General features: G+C 68.1%; 19 protein-coding genes and 2 riboswitches. Of the genes, 5 read left to right on the forward strand and 14 right to left on the reverse strand.

The genetic code is table 11. The annotated features are described in order from the left end of the window. Position 1: 1 nt before the first annotated feature. Positions 2-568 (reverse strand): GNAT family N-acetyltransferase, encoded by a 567-nt coding sequence (locus tag ASC78_RS12285; protein ID WP_055801295.1) that lies wholly within the window; start codon positions 566-568, stop codon positions 2-4. Between the two features lie 24 nt (positions 569-592). Beyond that, positions 593-1,603: a zinc-binding alcohol dehydrogenase family protein gene (locus tag ASC78_RS12290; protein WP_055801299.1), complete on the reverse strand. Its 1,011-nt coding sequence runs from the start codon at positions 1,601-1,603 to the stop codon at positions 593-595. A gap of 87 nt (positions 1,604-1,690) precedes the next feature. Between ASC78_RS12290 and ASC78_RS12295 the strand changes: the two genes are divergently transcribed. Next, positions 1,691-2,599: a LysR family transcriptional regulator gene (locus ASC78_RS12295; protein ID WP_055801300.1), complete on the forward strand. Its 909-nt coding sequence runs from the start codon at positions 1,691-1,693 to the stop codon at positions 2,597-2,599. Here the strand turns inward: ASC78_RS12295 and ASC78_RS12300 are convergent. Further along, positions 2,596-3,393, reverse strand: a complete 798-nt coding sequence (locus tag ASC78_RS12300; protein ID WP_055801303.1) for an SDR family oxidoreductase — start codon at positions 3,391-3,393, stop codon at positions 2,596-2,598. The genes ASC78_RS12295 and ASC78_RS12300 overlap by 4 nt on opposite strands. 79 nt (positions 3,394-3,472) lie before the next feature. On the opposite strand from ASC78_RS12300, the gene ASC78_RS12305 reads away from it, so the two are divergent. Next, the gene (locus tag ASC78_RS12305) at positions 3,473-4,300 is read left to right on the forward strand and encodes a creatininase family protein (protein WP_055801305.1); all 828 of its coding nucleotides are present in this window, start codon (positions 3,473-3,475) and stop codon (positions 4,298-4,300) included. 336 nt (positions 4,301-4,636) lie between these two features. Here the strand turns inward: ASC78_RS12305 and ASC78_RS12310 are convergent, their stop codons facing one another. The 10 genes from ASC78_RS12310 to ASC78_RS12355 are packed head-to-tail and all read right to left on the reverse strand — an operon-like array spanning position 4,637 to position 12,686. Further along, positions 4,637-5,614, reverse strand: a complete 978-nt coding sequence (locus ASC78_RS12310; RefSeq protein WP_055801308.1) for a threonine dehydratase — start codon at positions 5,612-5,614, stop codon at positions 4,637-4,639. A gap of 13 nt (positions 5,615-5,627) precedes the next feature. After that, a complete protein-coding gene (locus ASC78_RS12315; protein ID WP_055801311.1) occupies positions 5,628-6,260 on the reverse strand; it encodes a LysE family translocator in 633 nt (210 codons plus the stop codon). Between the two features lie 5 nt (positions 6,261-6,265). Continuing rightward, positions 6,266-6,958: a VOC family protein gene (locus ASC78_RS12320; RefSeq protein WP_055801314.1), complete on the reverse strand. Its 693-nt coding sequence runs from the start codon at positions 6,956-6,958 to the stop codon at positions 6,266-6,268. A 12-nt stretch (positions 6,959-6,970) separates the two neighbouring features. After that, on the reverse strand, positions 6,971-7,894 hold the full coding sequence (locus ASC78_RS12325) for a PhzF family phenazine biosynthesis protein (RefSeq protein ID WP_200934302.1): 924 nt from the start codon (positions 7,892-7,894) through the stop codon (positions 6,971-6,973). A gap of 5 nt (positions 7,895-7,899) precedes the next feature. Then, entirely contained in the window at positions 7,900-8,541 is a 642-nt protein-coding gene (locus ASC78_RS12330) for a glutathione S-transferase family protein (RefSeq protein WP_055801319.1), read from the reverse strand. Between the two features lie 4 nt (positions 8,542-8,545). Continuing rightward, complete coding sequence (locus tag ASC78_RS12335; RefSeq protein ID WP_055801322.1) at positions 8,546-9,217, reverse strand: LysE family translocator; 672 nt, start codon at positions 9,215-9,217, stop codon at positions 8,546-8,548. A gap of 22 nt (positions 9,218-9,239) precedes the next feature. After that, complete coding sequence (locus tag ASC78_RS12340; RefSeq protein WP_055801324.1) at positions 9,240-9,872, reverse strand: DJ-1/PfpI family protein; 633 nt, start codon at positions 9,870-9,872, stop codon at positions 9,240-9,242. 26 nt (positions 9,873-9,898) lie between these two features. Next, a complete protein-coding gene (locus ASC78_RS12345; protein WP_055801327.1) occupies positions 9,899-11,101 on the reverse strand; it encodes an aminotransferase-like domain-containing protein in 1,203 nt (400 codons plus the stop codon). Between the two features lie 41 nt (positions 11,102-11,142). After that, positions 11,143-12,090: a DMT family transporter gene (locus ASC78_RS12350; RefSeq protein ID WP_055801330.1), complete on the reverse strand. Its 948-nt coding sequence runs from the start codon at positions 12,088-12,090 to the stop codon at positions 11,143-11,145. Further along, positions 12,087-12,686 (reverse strand): LysE family translocator, encoded by a 600-nt coding sequence (locus tag ASC78_RS12355; protein WP_055801332.1) that lies wholly within the window; start codon positions 12,684-12,686, stop codon positions 12,087-12,089. The genes ASC78_RS12350 and ASC78_RS12355 overlap by 4 nt, the downstream gene beginning before the upstream one ends. Before the next feature lie 102 nt (positions 12,687-12,788). Here ASC78_RS12355 and ASC78_RS12360 point away from each other — a divergent pair, with 102 nt between their 5' ends. The 3 genes from ASC78_RS12360 to ASC78_RS12370 all read left to right on the forward strand — a co-directional run bounded on the left by ASC78_RS12360 (position 12,789) and on the right by ASC78_RS12370 (position 16,375). Continuing rightward, positions 12,789-14,204, forward strand: coding sequence for an aminotransferase-like domain-containing protein (locus ASC78_RS12360; RefSeq protein WP_055801334.1), 1,416 nt, complete (start codon positions 12,789-12,791; stop codon positions 14,202-14,204). A gap of 100 nt (positions 14,205-14,304) precedes the next feature. Further along, positions 14,305-15,042: a PhaM family polyhydroxyalkanoate granule multifunctional regulatory protein gene (locus ASC78_RS12365; RefSeq protein WP_055801338.1), complete on the forward strand. Its 738-nt coding sequence runs from the start codon at positions 14,305-14,307 to the stop codon at positions 15,040-15,042. A gap of 52 nt (positions 15,043-15,094) precedes the next feature. Next, positions 15,095-16,375 (forward strand): FIST signal transduction protein, encoded by a 1,281-nt coding sequence (locus tag ASC78_RS12370; RefSeq protein WP_055802147.1) that lies wholly within the window; start codon positions 15,095-15,097, stop codon positions 16,373-16,375. Positions 16,376-16,402: 27 nt separating this feature from the next. Here ASC78_RS12370 and ASC78_RS12375 read toward each other — a convergent pair whose 3' ends face one another. After that, positions 16,403-17,713, reverse strand: coding sequence for a D-amino acid dehydrogenase (locus ASC78_RS12375; protein WP_055801340.1), 1,311 nt, complete (start codon positions 17,711-17,713; stop codon positions 16,403-16,405). 91 nt (positions 17,714-17,804) lie between these two features. Further along, a riboswitch (glycine riboswitch) is annotated at positions 17,805-17,912 on the reverse strand. A gap of 47 nt (positions 17,913-17,959) precedes the next feature. Then, positions 17,960-18,051: riboswitch (glycine riboswitch) on the reverse strand. Positions 18,052-18,054: the final 3 nt, after the last annotated feature.

Here is an 18,054-nt window from a genome sequence, read left to right on the forward strand (position 1 = left end):
GCTAGCGCCGCGGGCGGCCGATGCGGAACAGCCGGTGCCGGCGCAGCGGGTGCCCTTCGGGCACGCTCGGGTGATCGAAGGCGCCGGGCACGTCTTCCTGCATGCCGATACGTTCCATCACGGCCGCCGAGCGCAGATTGCCGAGCGCCGTGAACGCCACGATCTCGTCGAGCCCGAGCCGCTCGAAGCCGACGTTCAGCGCGCCGCGTGCCGCCTCGGTTGCAAGGCCCTGGCTCCACCACTGGCGCGCGAAGCGCCACCCGATCTCCACGCACGGTGAAAAGGGTAGCGCGGCCAGTGGGGCGTTGAGCCCCGTGAAGCCCGCGAACTCGCCCGAATCCTTGTGCTCGACGGCCCAGAAGCCCCAGCCGTTGGCGGCGATGCGTGCCTTCAAGCTTGCTGCGAGCGCATCGCTGTCAGCCCGCGTGGGGACCGGCAGCAAAAACGCCATGACTTCCGGATCGGCGGCGAGCGCGGCAAAAGGCGCGAGATCGCTCTCGCGCCACTGGCGCAAACGAAGGCGCGGGGTCTCGAATTCGATCGGTGGCTGGATGATGCGGTCGGCCATGCGGCCGATTGTGCGCAGAAGCGCTCAGAACCCCGCCAGCACCACCTTGCCCTGCGCGGTGCCGCTTTCGATCAGCGCATGCGCCTTCCTTAGATTGGCCGCGTTGATCGTGCCGAAACTCGCGTTGGCGGTCGTGCGGATACGGCCCGCATCGACCAGCGCAGCCACTTCGGCCAGCAGCGCGCCCTGCTCGGCGATGTCCGGCGTTTCGAATCGCGAGCGCGCGAACATCATTTCCCAGTGCAGCGAGATGCTCTTGGTCTTGAGCGGCATTGCGTCGAGCGAGGGCAGGTCGTCGATCACCGCGAGCTGGCCCTGGGGCTTGAGGCTTTCAATGATCTGCGCGTAGTGCTGGCCGGTCTGCGTCAGGCTCGCGACCATGTCGACCTCGCCGATGCCGGCGGCCTTGAGTTCGGCGGCGAGCGGCTTTGAGTGGTCGATGACCGCGTGCGCGCCGAGCGCCAGGCACCAGGCCCGCGTCTCGGCCCGCGAGGCGGTGGCCACCACGCGCAACTGCGTGAGCTGGCGCGCAAGCTGGATCAGGATCGAACCCACGCCGCCGGCCCCGCCGGTCACGAGCAGCGTCTGCCCTGCGCCGCCGTCCTTCGGCACCCTGAGGCGATCGAAGAGCAGCTCGTACGCGGTGATGGTCGTGAGCGGCAGCGCGGCAGCCTGCGCGTCGTCGAGGCTGCTGGGCGCCAAGGCCGCGATGCGCTCGTCGACCGCATGCAGTTCCGCGTTGGCGCCGGGTCGGACGATTGAGCCGGCGTAGTAGACGCGGTCGCCGACCTTGAAGTTCTTCACCGCGGTGCCGATGGCCTCGACCGTGCCCGCGGCGTCCCAGCCCAGCACCTTGGCCTGGCCGGCCTCGGGCGCCATGTTCTTGCGCACTTTGGTATCGACGGGGTTGACCGAGATCGCCTTGACGCGCACCAGCAGGTCGCGCGGGCTGGCCACGGGCGCGGGCAGTTCGATGTCCTGCAGCGATTCCGGGTTGTCGATGGGAAGGGCTTGGTAGTAGCCGATGGCTTTCATGTCGGAGGACCTTTCTTGAATGAGTGGCTCCACTGTAGGATGGCAATCTGAAATTGATAAGACCGTCAAAATCAGCAACACTTTCAAATGAAAATTGAAAATATGTCGGACCTGCAAGTGCTGGTGCATACCGCGCGCGGCGGCACGCTCACCGCCGCCGCCCATGCGTTGGGCATGACGCCGGCAGCAGCTAGCGCCACGCTCAAGCGGCTGGAAACGCAGCTCGGCGCGCGCCTGTTCGAGCGCTCGACCCGCGCCATGCGCCTGACTTCGCAAGGCCAGACCTTGCTCGACTACGCGGTGCGCGCCTTCGAGCTGCTCGACGAAGGCGAGTCGCTGGTCACGGCCGATCGCGGCGAACTGGTCGGCACCCTGCGCGTGGCCGCTCCGTCAGATCTCACGCGCAGCACGCTGCTGCCCTGGTTCGACGAATTCCTCGAACTGCATCCGGGCGTGCAGCTCTCTCTTTCCGTCGGCGACCGGTTGCTCGACGTGACCCGCGACGAGGTCGACGTGGCGCTGCGCTACGGTGCGCTGGCCGATTCACGCCTGGTGGCGCGGCCCTTCGCCCTGACCAATCCGCTGCTCACCGCATCGCCCGGCTACCTGCGCCGCCATGCCGCGCCGAAGACGCCGCAAGACCTGGTGCACCACAACTGCCTCACTTTCGACCGCGGCGGGCGCCGCCACCGCACGTGGCGCTTTGCGCAGAACGGGCAGTGGACCGAGGTGCGGGTCAAGGGCGATCGCAGCGTGGATGACGCCTCGCTGGCGCGCGAGTGGGCCGTGGCGGGGCGCGGCATCACGCTGAAGTCGGCGCTCGACGTGCACAACGACATCGCGAGCGGCCGGCTGGTGCACCTGCTGCCCGAGTGGGACACCGAGCCGTACCCGCTGCATGCCTTGCTGCCGAGCGGGCGCTTCGTGCCGGCGCGCGTACGGGCGCTGGTCGACTTTCTGGCCGTGAAGTTCGAGGCGCTGACCGCCGCCGTCTAGATCATGGGCGTGACCGCGCCATCCATCGCGACGATCGCGCCGGTGATGTAGCTCGCCTTTGGCGATGCCAGGAACACGACGGCATTGGCAATCTCTTCCGGCGCCGCGATGCGCCCGAGCGGGAGCCGCGCCTTGGCACGCTGCAGCGCCTCGTCGCTGCCGATGCCCTGCAGCTTTGCATCCGCCTTCAGACCTTCCTGCAGCCGCTCGGTCAGCGTGAGGCCGGGGTTCACGGCGTTCACGCGCACGCCCTTGGCCGCGTAGGCGGCGGCCATGCCGGCGCTCACCAGCATCAGCGCGGCGTTGGCTGCGCCGCCGGCCATGTGCACCGGGCTCGCCACCTTGCCGCCCTGTCCGATGACGTTGACGATGGCGCCGCGGCCGCGCTGGCCCATGCGCTTCACGACCGGATCGATCATGTGGATGTAGGTAAAGTACTTGGCGTCCATGGCGTCGTGCCAGGCGGCGGCGTTCAGCTCGTCGGGCGGCGTGCGGCGCGCGGCGCCGGCCGAGTTGACCAGCACGTCGACGGGGCCGAAGGCCTGCTCGGCCGCATCCAGCGCGGCCAGCGCACCTGCCGGGTCCTTGAGGTCGGCGGCATGCACCGAGATCCGGCCTTCGGCCTCGGCAACCGCCTCGACCAGCGTGTTGCGGCCCTGCTCCAGGTTCTGCAGATCGCGCGACACCAGGCTCACGCGCGCGCCCTCGCGCAGGAAGCCCAGCGCACAAGCCAGGCCGATGCCCTTGCTGCCGCCGGTAATGAGAACGTGCCGGTCCTGGAGCTGGAGGTCCATGTGAGAGTCCTTGAGTCGTGAAAAGAAGGCCGCGTGGCGCGGGGTCGCGTGGATTGAATCACCGCTCTAAGATCGGCGGATGAACGCATCTTCGGTATCCCTGCCCCGCTACTGGTCTCAACTGACGACGCGCGACTTTGCCGCGCTCGATGTGGCAGCCACCGTGGCAGTACTGCCGCTCGGTGCGACGGAACAGCACGGGCCCCATCTGCCGCTGGGCGTGGACACAGTGCTGGCCGACGGCATCGTGACCGCGGCGCTGCCGTTGCTGCCGGCGGAACTGCCGGTGCTGTTCTTGCCGACGCAGCAGATCGGCCTGAGCCCCGAGCACGCGCGCTTCGCGGGCACGCTCACGCTGTCGGCCGAGACGCTGGTCCGCATGTGGAACGAGATCGGCGCCGGGGTGGCGCGTGCCGGCGTGAAGAAGCTGGTGCTGTTCAACGCGCACGGCGGGCACGTGGGCGCAATGGACATCGTGGCGCGCGAGCTGCGCGCGGCGCACGGGCTCATCGTCTACAGCGTGAGCTGGTTCAACCTGCCGCTGGGCGATGCGGGCGCGCAGTTCGGCGCCGACGAACATCGCTTCGGCGTGCATGCCGGCGACATCGAAACGTCGATGATGCTGGCGCTCGCGCCGCAGCAGGTGCGCATGGGCGAGGCGAAGAATTTCCGCTCCACCTCCGAGCAGCGCGCGGCCGACTACGCGATTCTTGGCAACGGCAAGAGCGCGAAGCTGGGATGGGCCATGGAGGATTACAACCCGCAAGGCGCAGCGGGCAATGCGGCCGCGGCGACTGGTGTGCGTGGGCAGGCCGTTGTCGATGCGGCTGCGGAGCAGCTCGCGCTGCTGTTGGCAGAGGTGTCTCGGCTGCCGTTGGATACGGCCAATACGGGGCCGTTGTCTTAGTCATTGGTTCGGTGGGTGTTTGGTGCCTCGTTCAGTTCAGGGCGGCGCACCCGCCGACGGGTACCTTACTCCGCGAATGTCCCCCGGCCTGCGGCCTCCTCCTTTATTTCGCTGCGCAAGGCACCCCATCGACGGGCGCGTTGCAAACAGCGGTCGTTGATCAGGGGTACACCAGAAGCGTGCCCCGGTGCACAGGGCATCGGGTGCTCCGCGCAGCGAAATAAAGGAGGAGGGGCGCAGCCCCCGGGGGACATTCGCGGAGGGAGTACCCGGTGGCCTTTGCACACGCCCTGAACAGCAACGCCCTGAACAACAGCGCTAAGAACGCAAGAACCTCTAGGTCCGCACTCCACCGCGTCCCAGCACCTCCGCGAACATGTCTGAATCGACATTGCCGCCGCTCACGCAGATGCCCACCGTCTTGCCGCGCCAGCGCTCCTGCTGCTGGAGCGCACCCGCCAGCGCGGCGGCCCCGGCGCCTTCGGCCACATTGTGCGTGTCGCTGAAGAGAATGCGCATGGCCTCGGCAACCTCGTCGTCACTGACGGCGATCACGTCGTCGGCTTCGCGCAGGATCACCTCGACCGATTCGGGCACCGGCGTGCGGCAGGCCATGCCGTCGGCCAGCCGCGTGCTGACTGGCGACTCGATGGGCCGGCCCGCGCGAAAGGAATCCTGGTACGCCGTCGCATGCGCCGACACCACGCCGATGAGCCGGGTCGATACGCCGCAATGCGCCCGCGCGGCGGCCGCGGCGGAAAAACCCGAGCCCAGGCCGATGGGCACGAACATCACGTCGGGTGGCGTGTCTTTCAGCGCGCTGAAAAATTCGACATAGGCGGTCGATACGCCGCGCACCAGCTCGCGGTGGAACGACGGCACGCGATGCATGCCGTCGCGCTCGGCGAGCATGGCCGCATGTTCCGAAGCTGCCTGAAAATCGTCACCATGCTCGACCAGCTCCACGCCCAGCGCGCGCATCGCGGCGTTCTTCTCGTGCGAGTTTCCATGCGGCACCACGATGGTGGCCGCGAGCCCATGGCGCCGCGCCGCGAAGCCGACCGATTGGCCGTGGTTGCCGCGCGTGGCGCTGATGACGCGACGCACGCCGGGTTGCTCGCGCGCCAGGGTCTCGAAATAGGTCAGTCCGCCGCGGATCTTGAAGGCACCCGCTGGCGTGTGGTTTTCATGCTTGGCCCACACCGTGCTGCCGAGGCGCTGGGAAAGCAGCGGCCACGCGTATTGGGGCGTCGGCGGCATGGCGGCGGCGACCGTGCGTTGCGCCGATTCGATTTCTTCGCGGGTGAACCTCACGGGCGTTTTCCTTCTACTTGCGTTCCGTCAGCGCGACACGCACCGCCAGCGCGGCGAGCACGCTGCCCATCACATAGCGCTGCGCGCGCAGCCAGCCGGCACTTTGCGACAGCACGGCCGTGATGCTTGCGGCGCCGAAGATCACGACGGTATTGACCGCGGCGCTGCTTGCCATCTGCGCCATGCCCAGTTGCATGCTCTGCAGCAGCACCGAGCCGCGCTCGGGATGGATGAACTGCGGAAAGAACGAGAGGTAGAACATCGCGACCTTCGGGTTCAGCAGGTTGGTGAGAAAGCCCATGCGAAACAACTTGCCGGGCCGGTCCGCCTGCAGCGCGCGCGCCTCGAAGGGCGCATTGCCGCCGGGCTTGACCGCCTGCCATGCAAGCCAGAGCAGATAGGCCGCGCCGGCAAGCCGGATGGCGTCGAAGGCGACCGGCACGGCCAACAGCAGCGCGGTGAGCCCGAGCGCGGCCGCAAACAGGTGGGCCAGGAACGCCATCATCACGCCGCCGAGCGAGACCAGTCCCGCGCGGCGGCCCTGGATCAGTGTGCGCGACACGCAATAGATCATGTTGGGTCCTGGCGTCAGCGCGAGCAGCACGGAGGCGAGCGCGAACCAGGCGATTTCGGTCAAGCTGAGCATGTTGGTCAGAGCCCTTCGGATTGAAGCGTGACGGGGCCGCGCGGCGTGTCGAGCACGGCCACGAGATTGGGCGGCCCGGGCTGCACGGCCATGTCGACCATGCCGATGGCGGACAGCGCGGCAGACAGGTCAGCCGCGCGTGGATGGGTGGCCTGGAGCGACCGCATCGAAAGCCCCGAGGCGGGCATGGCATCGGTGGGGTGCACCGGCCCCCATTGAATCAGCGTGGGCAGCGCGCCATAGAACAGCCGCTGGCCGTCGTCGCGCACCGTGATCTGCCATTCGAGACGGCCGGCGGGCGTGTCGCGCGAGGCCTCGAGCAAATGGCCGCGGTCGATGTGCGCGTGTTCGTCGCGCGCCAGCGCCCGCAGCGCTGCGGGCGCGTCGGCCACGCGCGCAACGAAGTGCACCAGCCTCGGCCCGTGCTGCAAGAGGCCCGCCTGCAGCGCGGCGTCGTCCAGGTCGAACCAGCGGCGCGTGCCTGGGCGCGACGGCTGCTTGCCGGGCTCGATGGCGATGATTTCGAGGTAGGCCTGCGGAAAGGCCGCGCTCGCGATGTTGAGCAGCCGGTTGTGCGTGCCCATCAGCGGATGCGTACCGCCGGGGCCCGGCGTCACGCCCAGGGTGGCCTCGCACCAGGCCACGCCCTCGGCCAGCGAGGCGGCGGCGATCACCAAGTGGTCGATCTGCGCGTGCATGGTGTTCTCCTCTTACAGCGTCACCTGGCCGTCGACGCAGGTCACGGCATCGCCGCCGACCCACACCTTGCCGTCGCCGTCGCGCTCGATGTACAGGCGCCCGGCGCGTCCGAGGCATTGACCTTGCGCGGCCACGTAGCGCTCGGGCATGTGGCCGTCGGCAATCAGCCATTCGGCGAGGCTCGCGTTGAGGCTGCCGGTGACCGGGTCTTCTTCGACGCCGATCGGCGCTGCAAAAGCGCGCACCTCGAGATCGATCTTCGGGCCGTCGTCGGCTTCGGCCACGGCCTTCCCGCCGAATGCGCGCGCTTCGCGGTTCGAGCGGCCGATCAGCATCGACGAGCCCTCCGCCACCGGCACGCCCGCCACGCCGGCCTTGACGCCCAACTCCTTGAGCATGCGGTGGTCGGGCACGAGCCTGAGCACGGTGTCGGCATCGCTGAGCAGCAGGCCGAACCAGACCGGACCGTTGTCCAACACCTGGGCCGCGACGATCTGCTGCGCCTTCAGGCCCAGCGCACCCGCCACCTTGGCCAGCAGCGTGGGGCTGGGCGCGCTGCGCTTGAGCGGCGGGGCCGAGAAAGCCAGCCGCTCGCCTTCATGGCGCAGGGGCACCAGGCCGGCCGCGCACTGCTGCACGATGCGGCCCGCCGCCTTGGGCTTGCCGCCGGCCTGCAGCCAGGCATGGCAGCTGCCGATGGTGGGATGGCCCGCGAAAGGCAGCTCGCCGCCGGGCGTGAAGATGCGCACGCGGTAGTCGGCGGTGGGGTCGGTCGGCGGCAGCAAGAAGGTGGTTTCGGACAGGTTGGTCCACTGCGCGAAGCGCTGCATCTCGGCGTCGTCGAGGCCTGCGCCGTCGAGCACCACGGCAAGCGGATTGCCGAGGTAAGGCGTTGCCGTGAAGACGTCGACTTGTTTGAACGGGCGGGGTTTCATGCGTGTCATTCGAGCGGAAGGTCGAGCACGCCGCGCGTGCCCGGACGGGAAATGAGTTCGCCGTACCAGCGTTCGAGGTTCGGCCAGCTGGGGCGCTGGTATTCGGCCGGCGGCAGGCCGAACCAGCGGTGGACTTCGCAGCCGATGGGAATGTCGGCCATCGTGAAGCGCTCGCCGGCCGTGTAGGGCTGCCGCGCAAGGTGCGCGTCGAGCATCGCGAACAGAGACTCGCTCGCATGGACGGAAGCGTCGATGAGCGTGAAGTCGCGTTCCGCCGGCGCTGTGCGCACCCACTGCACGAAGGCGTCGCGGCTCGCGCGGTTGAGCGTGGTCTGCTGCCAGTCCATCCAGCGCTCGGCGTCGAAGCGCGCGGGCAGGTCGCTCGGGTAGAACTTGCCGTGCGAGTGCTTGGCGCACAGGTAGCGCACGATCACGTTCGATTCCCACAGCGTGACGCGCTCGCTGCCTTCGCCGTCGTCGATGGTGGGCACCAGCGCGTTCGGATTGAGCGCAAGGTATTCGGGCGTCTGCACCACGCCGAACCGGCCGCCGGCTTCGGTGCGTTGAAAGTCGAGCCCGAGCTCCTGCGCGCACCAGACGACTTTGCGCACGTTGATCGAACTGATGCGGCCCCAGATGTTGAGCATGTGTTCAGCTTCCTTGGACAGGTGTGGCGGACAAGGCGGACGGCACGGAAGGACGATCGAGCAGCAGCAGGCGGATGGCCAGGCCGACCATCACCAGGGCCAGCAGCCCGCGCTGGAATCTCTCAGCCCCCGGACGGCGCTGCAGCCAGCGTCCGACCTGCCCGCTGCATGCGCCGAGCAGCGTGTTGAATGCGAGCGCGGCAACCGAGAGCATGACGCCGAGCTGCACCAGTTGCAAGGGCACGCTGCCGCGCGCCGGGTCGACGAACTGCGGCAGAAACACCATGAAGAACAGCAGCGCCTTCGGATTGACGAGGTTGTTGAGGAACGCCATGTGCACGATGCGCGCGAAGGCGGACGGCTGCACGCGCGCACCCGCCGGGAGGCCGGCGTTGCTGCGTAGGGCCTGCGCCGCGAGCCACAGCAGGTACAGCGCGCCGGCATAGCGCAGCAGGTCGAAGGAGGGCGGCCATGTCGCCACCAGCGCCGTGATCCCCGTGGCGGCGAAGAGCGTGTGCACCAGGTCGGCCGACGAGATGCCGAGCGCCGCCGCGAAACCGCCGCGCGGTCCATGGGCCACGCCGTGCGAGAGCACGAAGGCCATGTTCGGCCCCGGCGACAGGAACAGCGCCAGAACGGCCAGGAGGAAGAGCGCGAGCGTGGCGAGGCTGATCATGGTGTGTCTTGCAACGCTTCTTTCAAGCAGCGGCGGCCGTAGCAGCCGCAACCGATGGGAGGTAAGGCTCGATGTTGCGCATGGCGCGTGCCACGTAGTCGTCTTTCTCGCCCACTGGCGCGACGTAGTGCATCGCGCTCTTCGCAGCCTCGACGCCTTCGCTGCGCGCGATGAGCCAGGCCGCGAGGTAGGGCGCCGACAGGCAGCCGCCGGCAGTGGCGACGTTGCCTTGCGCGAAGAAGGGCTGGTTGAGCACTTCGATGCCGGCTTCTTGCACCCATGGCTTGGTGGTGAGATCGGTGCAGGCCGGCACCGAACCCAACAGGCCCAGCTTGGCGAGCAGCAGGGTGCCCGAGCATTGCGCGCCGATCAGCTGCCGCTTGGCATCGAGCCGGCGCAGCACGCCCATGATGGCGGGATCGGCGGCAACCTCCCGCGTGCGGATGCCGCTGCCGACGAGCACCGCCTCGGCTTCGGCGGCCGCCTCGAGCGTGGAGCTCGCATGCACTGTGACGCCGTTCATCGAAGTGACCGTGGCACTGGGCGAAGCCAGCGTCACGCGCCAGCCCGGCCTCTTGATGCGGTTGAGTACCCCGAGTGCGATCAGCGAATCGAGCTCGTTGAAGCCGTCGAAAGTAAGGATGGCGATGTGCATCGTGGTGTGCCTTCTTGTGTTGCGGCTCAGACCGGTTCGGCTGCGAGCTTGCGTTCGCCGAGTAGCGCCAGTTCTTCGCGCAGCGTCAGGGCCAGCGCGGCGATGGCGATGTCAATCTCTTCGACGCTCGCCGTCACGAACGACAGGCGCAACGTGCGCGGGTCGCCCTGGTCCGCATAGAACGGCGCGCCCGGCACGAAGGCCACGTTGCGTTCCACCGCCTTGGGCAGCAGGGCCACGGTGTCGATGCCCTCGGGCAGCCGCGCCCACAGGAACATGCCGCCCTTGGGCGCGTTGAACTTCACGTCGAGACCGGCCATCTCGCGCGTGAGCGCGGCAATCATCGCGTCGCGCTGGCGCTTGTAGAGCGCGCGGATCGTGGGCACGTGGCGCTCGAGGAAGTTGTCTTTCATCACGGCCGAGACCATGCGCTGCGTGAAGATGGGCGTGTGCAGGTCGACCGCCTGCTTGGCCTGCAGCAGCTTCGGGTAGATGGCCTTCGGCGCGACGAGAAAACCCAGGCGCAGGCCAGGGGCCAGCACCTTCGAGAACGAGCCCAGGTAGATGCAGCCTTCGGGGTTGCGCGCGGTCAGCGGCAGCGGCGGTGCTTCGTCGAACCACAGCTCGCCGTAGGGGTTGTCCTCGACGATCGGCAGGCCGGCCGCAGCCGCAGCGGCCGACACGGCGGCGCGGCGCTCTTCGGTCATGGTGCGGCCGGTGGGGTTCTGGAAGTTGGGCAGCAGGTAGACGAAGCGCGCGTCCTTCGCCTTGGCGATCAGGTCATCGACGATCACGCCGTCGTCGTCGCTTGCCACGCTCACGGGCTGCGGCTCCATCGGGCCGAAGGCCTGCAGCGCGCCGAGGTAGGTGGGCGTTTCGACCAGCACCTTGCTGCCCGGGTCGAGCAGCACCTTGGCCACCAGGTCGAGGCCCTGCTGCGAGCCGGTGGTGATGAGCACCTGCGCGGGATCGACGTTCCACGGCAGCATGTCGGCCACCGCCTGACGAAGCGGCGCATAGCCTTCGCTCGCGGCATATTGCAGGGCCGCCTGGCCGTCGTTGTGCAGCACCTCGGCGCAGGCGTCGGCAAAGGCTTGGATCGGAAATGTCTTGGGCGAGGGCAGGCCACCGGCCAGGCTGATGATGCCGGGGCGCTCGGTGACCTTGAGGATTTCACGCAGCACCGACGGATTCATCTTGGCGGCGCGGGCGGCGAGTTTCCAGTTCATGGGTTCTTCTTTCAGGCGGGTGAGGTGAGAGGCGAATTTGTTCAGGATTGTTCGGCACGGGCTGCACGCGGCGAAACGGCCTGTGCGGGCTGCGGCTGCGAAAGGCGCTTGCCGAGCATGACCGTGCAGACCACGGCAATGGCAAAGCCCAGGGTAACCACATCGAGCGGCTCGCCCAGCAGCGGAATGGAGGCAAGTATCGAGAGAAAGGGCTGCAGCAGCTGGGTCTGGCTCACGCGCAGTGCGCCGCCCATTGCAAGGCCGCGGTACCAGGCAAAGAAGCCGATCCACATCGAGAACACGCCGACGTAGACGAAACCCAGCCAGGCCGACGTGGCGATGGGTTCCTCCGGCCACAGGGCCAGCGTGGCCGGCAAGGTGACGGGCAGCGCCATGACGCAGACCCAGCAGATCACGCGCTCGGCGCCGAGCGACGGCGTGACCTGCGCGCCGTAGATGTAGCCGAACGAAGCCGCGACCACCGCGCCGACCAAAAGCAGGTCGGCCCATTCGAAACCGAAGCCGTGGCCCTGCTGGCTGGCGCGCAGCAGCGAAAACAGCACGACGAGCATGCTGCCCGCCACGGCGCAAAGCCAGAAGCCGAGCCGCGCCCGCTGGTGCAGCACCAGGGCCGCGACTGCCGCTGTGACGAGCGGCAGCAGCGCGGTGACCACGGCCGCATGGCTGGCCGTGACCACGCGCAATGCGTAGGCCAGCAGCAGCGGGTAGCCGATCACGTTGCCGAGCACCGCCATGCCCAGGGGCTTCCACTGGTGCGGCGCGGGCCGCGGCGAGCGCGTGGCGAGCAGGAAGACCGTCGAGAGAATGCCCGCCAAGGCGGCGCGCCCGAGCGTGACGAACCACGGAGAGAGTTGCGGTGCGCCCTGCGTGCCGGTGGCCAGCCTCGTCATCGGCAAGGTGACGGCGAACAGCGCCACCCCAATCACGCCGAGCCACATGCCCAGGGTCTCGTCCTTGATGCGGCTCATACGCCCAACATCCACCACGCCGTGAGCACCAGCACCAGGCCCATCGCACGGTTGAACCACAGCAGGCGCTTGCCCTTGGACAGCCAGTCGCGCAGCAGCGCACCCGCCAAGGCGTAGGCGAAATTGCTGGCGAAGGCATAGACCAGCATCACCGGCGCGACGATGGCGAAGCGGCCGAGCGCGTCGGGCTGCCCCGCGATCCAGCCGGCCACCAGCGTGAGCGCGAGCAGCCATGCCTTGATATTGACGAACTGAAGCATCACGCCCTGGCCGAAGCCGATGTTCAGGCTGGCGCTGTCAGCACGCCCGAGCGTGCCGCTGCCGCTGAGCTTGTACGCCAGCCACAGCAGGTAGCCCACGCCCAGCGCCTTGATGCCCAGGCGAAGCGGAGGCACCGCCACCACCAGCGCGCCGATGCCGGCCGCGCAAAGAACCAGCAGCAGTGTCCAGCCGACCGGCACCGCCACCACGAAGCGCATCGCGCGCGGCAGCCCCCCGTTGGCCGCCAGAGCAGTGGAAAGCGTGGTGTTGGGGCCGGGCGAGAAGCTCATCGCCGTGGCCAGCACCAGCAGCGCGGTGAATTCTTGCCAGTTCATTGCATACACTCTAAACTTTGCGACCATTACAGTTCCAATACAGTTGATCGAACATATTCCAAAGCTGTATTGGTCTGCCTTTCGACACAGAAGCCCAACCCGATGCTGACACGAACCTCAACGCAGTCGCTCACCGGGCAATTGGCCGACCGGCTGGCCGAGCGCATCCGCACCCGCCTCCTGCCGCCGGGCGCGCGCCTGCCCTCGGTGCGCGAATGTGCGCGCCAGCAGGGCGTGAGTCCCTACACGGTGGTGGCGGCCTACGACCAATTGCTGGCCCAGGGCCTGGTGGAGGCGCGCCGGCAGCGCGGGTTCTACGTGCGCGATTCGGCGCCGGCGCAGGAGGGGCGTCCGCCCAACGCGGCGCCCATGGTCGCGCAGATGATGGCCTCGCGCGTGCCGGCCGATGCCAGTTCGCTCATCCGCAGCATGTTTCACCGGCCAAGCGACAAGCCCCAGCCCGGCATGGGCGTGTTTCCGCCTGAATGGATGTCGTCGACCTTCATGCCGACGGCGGTGCGCCGCGTGACCAGTACAGCCGCGCTGCAGGAGCTGTCGCTCCAGTACGGGGAGCCCGCCGGCGACGCCGCGCTGCGCCGCAGCCTGTCGAACAAGCTCATGGGCATCAACGTGCCCGCCGCGCCCGACCAGATCGTGACGACCGTGGGCGCCACGCATGCGCTGGACATCGTGAGCCGCACGCTGCTGCGCGCGGGCGATCCGGTGATGGTCGAGGAGCCCGGCTGGGCGCTGGAGTTCGCTCGGCTGGAGGCGCTGGGCATGCGCATCCTGCCGGTGCCGCGCCGCGCCGACGGACCCGACCTGGAGGTGATGGCGCAGTACTGCGCGCTGCACCAGCCCAAGCTCTTCGTGAGCGTGAGCGTGCTGCACAACCCGACCGGCTACAGCCTCACGCCGGGCAGTGCGCACCGCGTGCTCAAGCTGGCCAACGCGCATGACTTCCACATCGTCGAGGACGACACCTACAGCCACCTGGCGCCCGAGCACGCCACCCGGCTCAGCGCGCTTGACGGCCTGCAGCGCACCATCTACGTCAGCGGTTTTGCCAAGATACTGGCGCCCAACTGGCGCATCGGTTTCCTGGCTGCCTCGCCCGAACTGAAAGAGCGGCTGCTCGAAACCAAGCTGCTGGCCACGCTCACCACGCCCGCGTTGTTCGAGCGGGCCCTTTCATGGTGTATCGACCAGGGTCAGCTGCGGCGGCATGCCGACCGCATACGCATCCGGCTCGACGGCGCGCGCGGCCGTGCCGTGAAACTCGCCATGTCGCACGGCTGTTCCTTCGCATCGGAACCGGCGGGCCTCTTCGGCTGGGTCGACACCGGCGTGGACACGGATGCGCTCACGCAGCGCATGCTCGACCAGGGCTACCTGCTGGCGCCAGGCTCGCTGTTCCATGCGCGGCGGCCGCCGAGCACGATGATGCGGATCAATTTCGCGACCTCGCAGGACGCGGCATTCTGGAAAGTATTCAGCAAGGTCCGCGCGGAGCTTTGACGGTTTTTGCCCTTGCGCGACGTGGGCGTTCGTGGGTCGAAAAGAGGGGTGCCTTGGAGTAAGCTGGCATCACAAGAAAACCCAACCCGGAGACCACCGCATGAGCAACGCCAGCCAACCCTTCGACTTCAGTCAATTCGTCCCTGGATTCGATTTTCTGAAGAACCTAGCCGGCGGTGCAGCCGGTGGTTCGGGTGGCGGCGCAGCGCCGGGGTTGCCCGGGCTTGCAAGCTGGGTGGCGCCCACGCTGAGCGTGGAAGAGGTCGACAAGCGCATCCAGGAGCTCAAAACGGTGCAGTACTGGCTCGAACAGAACGGCCATGCGCTCAAGGCCACCATCCAGGCGCTCGAAGTGCAAAAGATGACACTTTCGACCTTGCGCGGCATGAACGTGCGGATGGAAGATATCGCCAACGCGTTCACCAAGCAGGCGGCCGCCGTGGCGCCAGCTGCTGCTGCGCCCGTCGAGCCCGAGCCGGAAGCCGAGCCGGAGGAAGAAGCACCGGCAGAAGCAGCGGCGCCCGCCAGGAAGGCGCGCAGCAAGCCGGCGTCGTCCAATGCAGCTTCGACCGGCAACGGGGGTGTGGTGGATCCGATGCAATGGTGGGGCTCGTTGACCGAGCAGTTTCAGCAGATTGCCAGCTCGGCGCTGCAAGATGCAGCCCAGCTCAAGGTGCCGGCCATGGCCCAGCCCGTGGCCGATGCGGTAGACAAGGCAATGGGCAAGCCGGCGGCCTCCGCGGCTTCCAAGCCTGCGGCCAAGAAGGCGGCAGCGACGCCCGCCGCGAAGAAGAAGGCGCCCGGCGCCGCGCGAAAGCGAGCGGCCAGTCGGCGCTGACGCCATACACACGAACGCATTTTTGTTTGAAGAGAACGGGTTGGCACGCATCATGAAGCTGTTTCCTTCCGGCCATGCCACCCATCCGCAATGGCGCATGGCGGCCGGCCTCGTGCTGGCGCAGTTGCGGGCGCAGATGGCGCTGCCCGACTACGCGTCGTCGCCGACGCTGGGGTTGCTCTACATCACCGACCACTACGCGTCGGACGCGCAAGACATCCTCGACCACCTGGGTGCCGAACTCCCCGAGGTCACCGACTGGTCGGGCACGGTCGGCATCGGCGTGTCGGCCAACAATGCCGAATATTTCGACGAGCCCGGCCTCTGCCTGATGCTCTGCGCGCTGCCGAGCGACCAATACCGCGTGTTCTCCGGCGTCGCGCCGCTGGGTAATTCGGAGATGAGCGGTTTCGAGGCCCACACGGCGCTGGTGCATGCGGACCCCGCGACCCCCGACCTGACCGAGCTGATCGGCGAAATGGCCGGCCGCACCGACACCGGCTACCTGTTCGGCGGACTGTCGTCGGGCCGCGCGGGCGCGCTGCAGTTCGCGGTGGGCGGCAACGGCAACATCCGCGGACATGGCGCGGCGGGCGGCGTGTTCTCGGGTGGCTTGTCGGGCGTGGTGTTCGGCGAGGGCGTGCGACTTGTGTCGCGCGTCACCCAAGGCTGCCAGCCGCTGCGTTCGGGCGGCGGGCGCGAACGCGAGATCACCGAGGCCGACGGCAATCTGCTGTTGAAGCTCGACGGCGAACCGGCACTCGACGTGCTGCTGGCCGACCTGCAGGTGTCGCTGGAGCGGCCGCAGGAAGCCATTGACGCCGTGCGCGCCACGCTCGTGGGCCTTGCCGATGCGGGCAGCGACGGCATCCGCCGCACTGGCGACCTGGGCGCCGACGTGCTGGTGCGCCACATCATTGGCCTGGACCCCACGCGCCGCGGCATCGCCATTGCCGATGTGGCCGAGGCTGGCATGCGCCTGACCTTCTGCCGCCGCAATGCGCAGGCCGCGCGCGCCGACCTGATGCGCATCTGCGCGGAAATCCGCGAAGAGCTGGAACCCGAGGAACAGACGCTGGCCACCGCGCGCGCCGTGGCGGCCGGAGAGGCCGAAGCCGCGCCGCATCCGGCGCGCCGCATCGCGGGTGCCGTTTATGTCAGCTGCTCGGGCCGCGGCGGGCCGCACTTCGGCGCGCCCGGCGCTGAACTGCAGATCGTGCGGCACGCCCTGGGCGACGTGCCCTTGGTCGGCTTCTTTGCCGCGGGCGAGATCGCCCGGCACCACCTGTATGGGTATACGGGGGTGCTGACGGTGTTCACCGGCAAGGACTGAGCTCAGCAACCGCCGACGGGCGCAAGCTCAGGCCGGCTGCAGCACGCGCGCGGCGGGCGCAGGCATGCCGGTGAACGCGAAATCCACCTCCGGCGCAAGCCCGCTCACAATGCGCGCGATCGACTTGCCCGAGCCGCAGGCATGCGTCCAGCCCAGCGTGCCGTGGCCGGTGTTCAGATACAGGTTCGGCAGCTTCGTCTTGCCAATCAGCGGCACGTTGCTTGGCGTCGCAGGACGCAGGCCGGTCCAGAACTGCGCCTGCGCGGTGTCGCCGGCGCCGGGGAAGAGCTCTTCGACGCGCCGCACGATGGCCTCGCAGCGCACGCGGTTCAGGTCGCGGTCGTAGCCGTTGAGTTCGGCCGTGCCGGCGATGCGCAGGCGGTCGCTCCCTTCGCCCCCCGGCGAGGTGTATCGCGAGAACACGAGCTTGTATTCGTCATCGGTCAGCGAGACCTGGTGCGCCTTCGAGGCGTCCTTGACCGGCAAGGTCACCGAATACCCCTTGGCCGGATAGATCGGCAGGCGGAGGCCCAGCGGCGCGGCAACGATCGGGCTCAGCGAGCCCATCGCCAGCACGAAGGCGTCGCCCCGGATGCGCTGGAAGCGGCCTTCGTTGTCGGTGGCTTCGACATGGTCGATGCGGCCGCCCGCTTCGCGCAGCGCGGTGATGGTGTGACTCATGAGGAACTTCACGCCGGCCGCCCTCGCCAGCGCGACCAGCTCGCGCGCGAAGCGGTTCGCGTCGCCCGATTCGTCCTCGGCCGTATAGGTGGCACCGGCCAGTTGCGGCCGGATGTGAGCCAGCGCGGGCTCGATCTTCACCGCCTCGTCGGCCGAGATCACTTGGCGCTCGCAGCCCAGCGCGCGCATCTGCTCGGCCGGCGCGAGGGCGCCGTCGAACTCCTTTTGCGTCGTGTAGAAGTGCAGGATGCCCTGGGTGCGCTGGTCGTACTGGAGGCCGGTGTCGGCGCGCAGCTGCTGCAGCGTGTCGCGGCTGTAGGTGCCCAGGCGCACGATCTGTTCGATGTTGTGGCGCGTGCGCGCCGGGGTGCATTCACGCAAAAACTGCAGGCCCCAGAGCCACTGGCGCATGTCGGCGCGAATGCGAAAGAGCAGCGGGGCGTCTTCCTTGCCCAGCCACTGCAGCACCTTGAGCGGTGCGCTCGGGTTGGCCCAGGGTTCGGCATGGCTCACGGAGATCTGCCCGCCATTGGCAAAGCTGGTTTCGGCCGCTGGCGTGGCCTGACGGTCGATCACGGTCACTTCGTGGCCGAGTTGCTGGAGGTAATAAGCCGAGGTCACGCCGAGCAAGCCGGCGCCAAGAACGATCACGCGCATTTCAAGTACCTTTTGAGTGAGGCGCTTGAACGACGGACGTGGTGTGCTACCGAACTCAATAGCAAGCAACCGGACGACCGCCGTCCAAGTTGCCGCTCCCCCTGTCCTTGGTACCTGAGAGATTCACCCGCTGCGCCCGCAACGGGTTTGCTCCTTCGGTGCATCACGCAAAAGGCGATGGCTCTCCAGACGGCGTATCAGTTGATGCAGTACAGGCCCCTCTCGAAACTCTTTGAAAGAAGAACTTCAAGAATCGCGGAGCCGACCTGAGCGTTTATGGGAGTTTGCGCCTTCGGTGGAGTAGTAATAAGTTCTACTCGCTCTCCTGCAGTAAAAGTATT

Origin of the sequence: Variovorax sp. Root318D1 (assembly GCF_001424835.1) — a bacterium.
In the GTDB taxonomy this organism is placed as follows: domain Bacteria; phylum Pseudomonadota; class Gammaproteobacteria; order Burkholderiales; family Burkholderiaceae_C; genus Variovorax.

Coding starts and splice junctions, on each gene's coding strand:
- ASC78_RS12340 (WP_055801324.1), bottom strand. CDS start 9,872: ATGCACATCGCCATCCTTACTTTCGACGGCTTCAACGAGCTCGATTCG.
- ASC78_RS12300 (WP_055801303.1), bottom strand. CDS start 3,393: ATGGACCTCCAGCTCCAGGACCGGCACGTTCTCATTACCGGCGGCAGC.
- ASC78_RS12325 (WP_200934302.1), bottom strand. CDS start 7,894: ATGAAACCCCGCCCGTTCAAACAAGTCGACGTCTTCACGGCAACGCCT.
- ASC78_RS12370 (WP_055802147.1), top strand. CDS start 15,095: ATGAAGCTGTTTCCTTCCGGCCATGCCACCCATCCGCAATGGCGCATG.
- ASC78_RS12315 (WP_055801311.1), bottom strand. CDS start 6,260: ATGCTCAGCTTGACCGAAATCGCCTGGTTCGCGCTCGCCTCCGTGCTG.
- ASC78_RS12350 (WP_055801330.1), bottom strand. CDS start 12,090: ATGAGCCGCATCAAGGACGAGACCCTGGGCATGTGGCTCGGCGTGATT.
- ASC78_RS12290 (WP_055801299.1), bottom strand. CDS start 1,603: ATGAAAGCCATCGGCTACTACCAAGCCCTTCCCATCGACAACCCGGAA.
- ASC78_RS12320 (WP_055801314.1), bottom strand. CDS start 6,958: ATGCACGCGCAGATCGACCACTTGGTGATCGCCGCCGCCTCGCTGGCC.
- ASC78_RS12355 (WP_055801332.1), bottom strand. CDS start 12,686: ATGAACTGGCAAGAATTCACCGCGCTGCTGGTGCTGGCCACGGCGATG.
- ASC78_RS12335 (WP_055801322.1), bottom strand. CDS start 9,217: ATGATCAGCCTCGCCACGCTCGCGCTCTTCCTCCTGGCCGTTCTGGCG.
- ASC78_RS12285 (WP_055801295.1), bottom strand. CDS start 568: ATGGCCGACCGCATCATCCAGCCACCGATCGAATTCGAGACCCCGCGC.
- ASC78_RS12295 (WP_055801300.1), top strand. CDS start 1,691: ATGAAAATTGAAAATATGTCGGACCTGCAAGTGCTGGTGCATACCGCG.
- ASC78_RS12375 (WP_055801340.1), bottom strand. CDS start 17,713: ATGCGCGTGATCGTTCTTGGCGCCGGCTTGCTCGGCGTGACCTCGGCT.
- ASC78_RS12360 (WP_055801334.1), top strand. CDS start 12,789: ATGCTGACACGAACCTCAACGCAGTCGCTCACCGGGCAATTGGCCGAC.
- ASC78_RS12330 (WP_055801319.1), bottom strand. CDS start 8,541: ATGCTCAACATCTGGGGCCGCATCAGTTCGATCAACGTGCGCAAAGTC.
- ASC78_RS12305 (WP_055801305.1), top strand. CDS start 3,473: ATGAACGCATCTTCGGTATCCCTGCCCCGCTACTGGTCTCAACTGACG.
- ASC78_RS12365 (WP_055801338.1), top strand. CDS start 14,305: ATGAGCAACGCCAGCCAACCCTTCGACTTCAGTCAATTCGTCCCTGGA.
- ASC78_RS12345 (WP_055801327.1), bottom strand. CDS start 11,101: ATGAACTGGAAACTCGCCGCCCGCGCCGCCAAGATGAATCCGTCGGTG.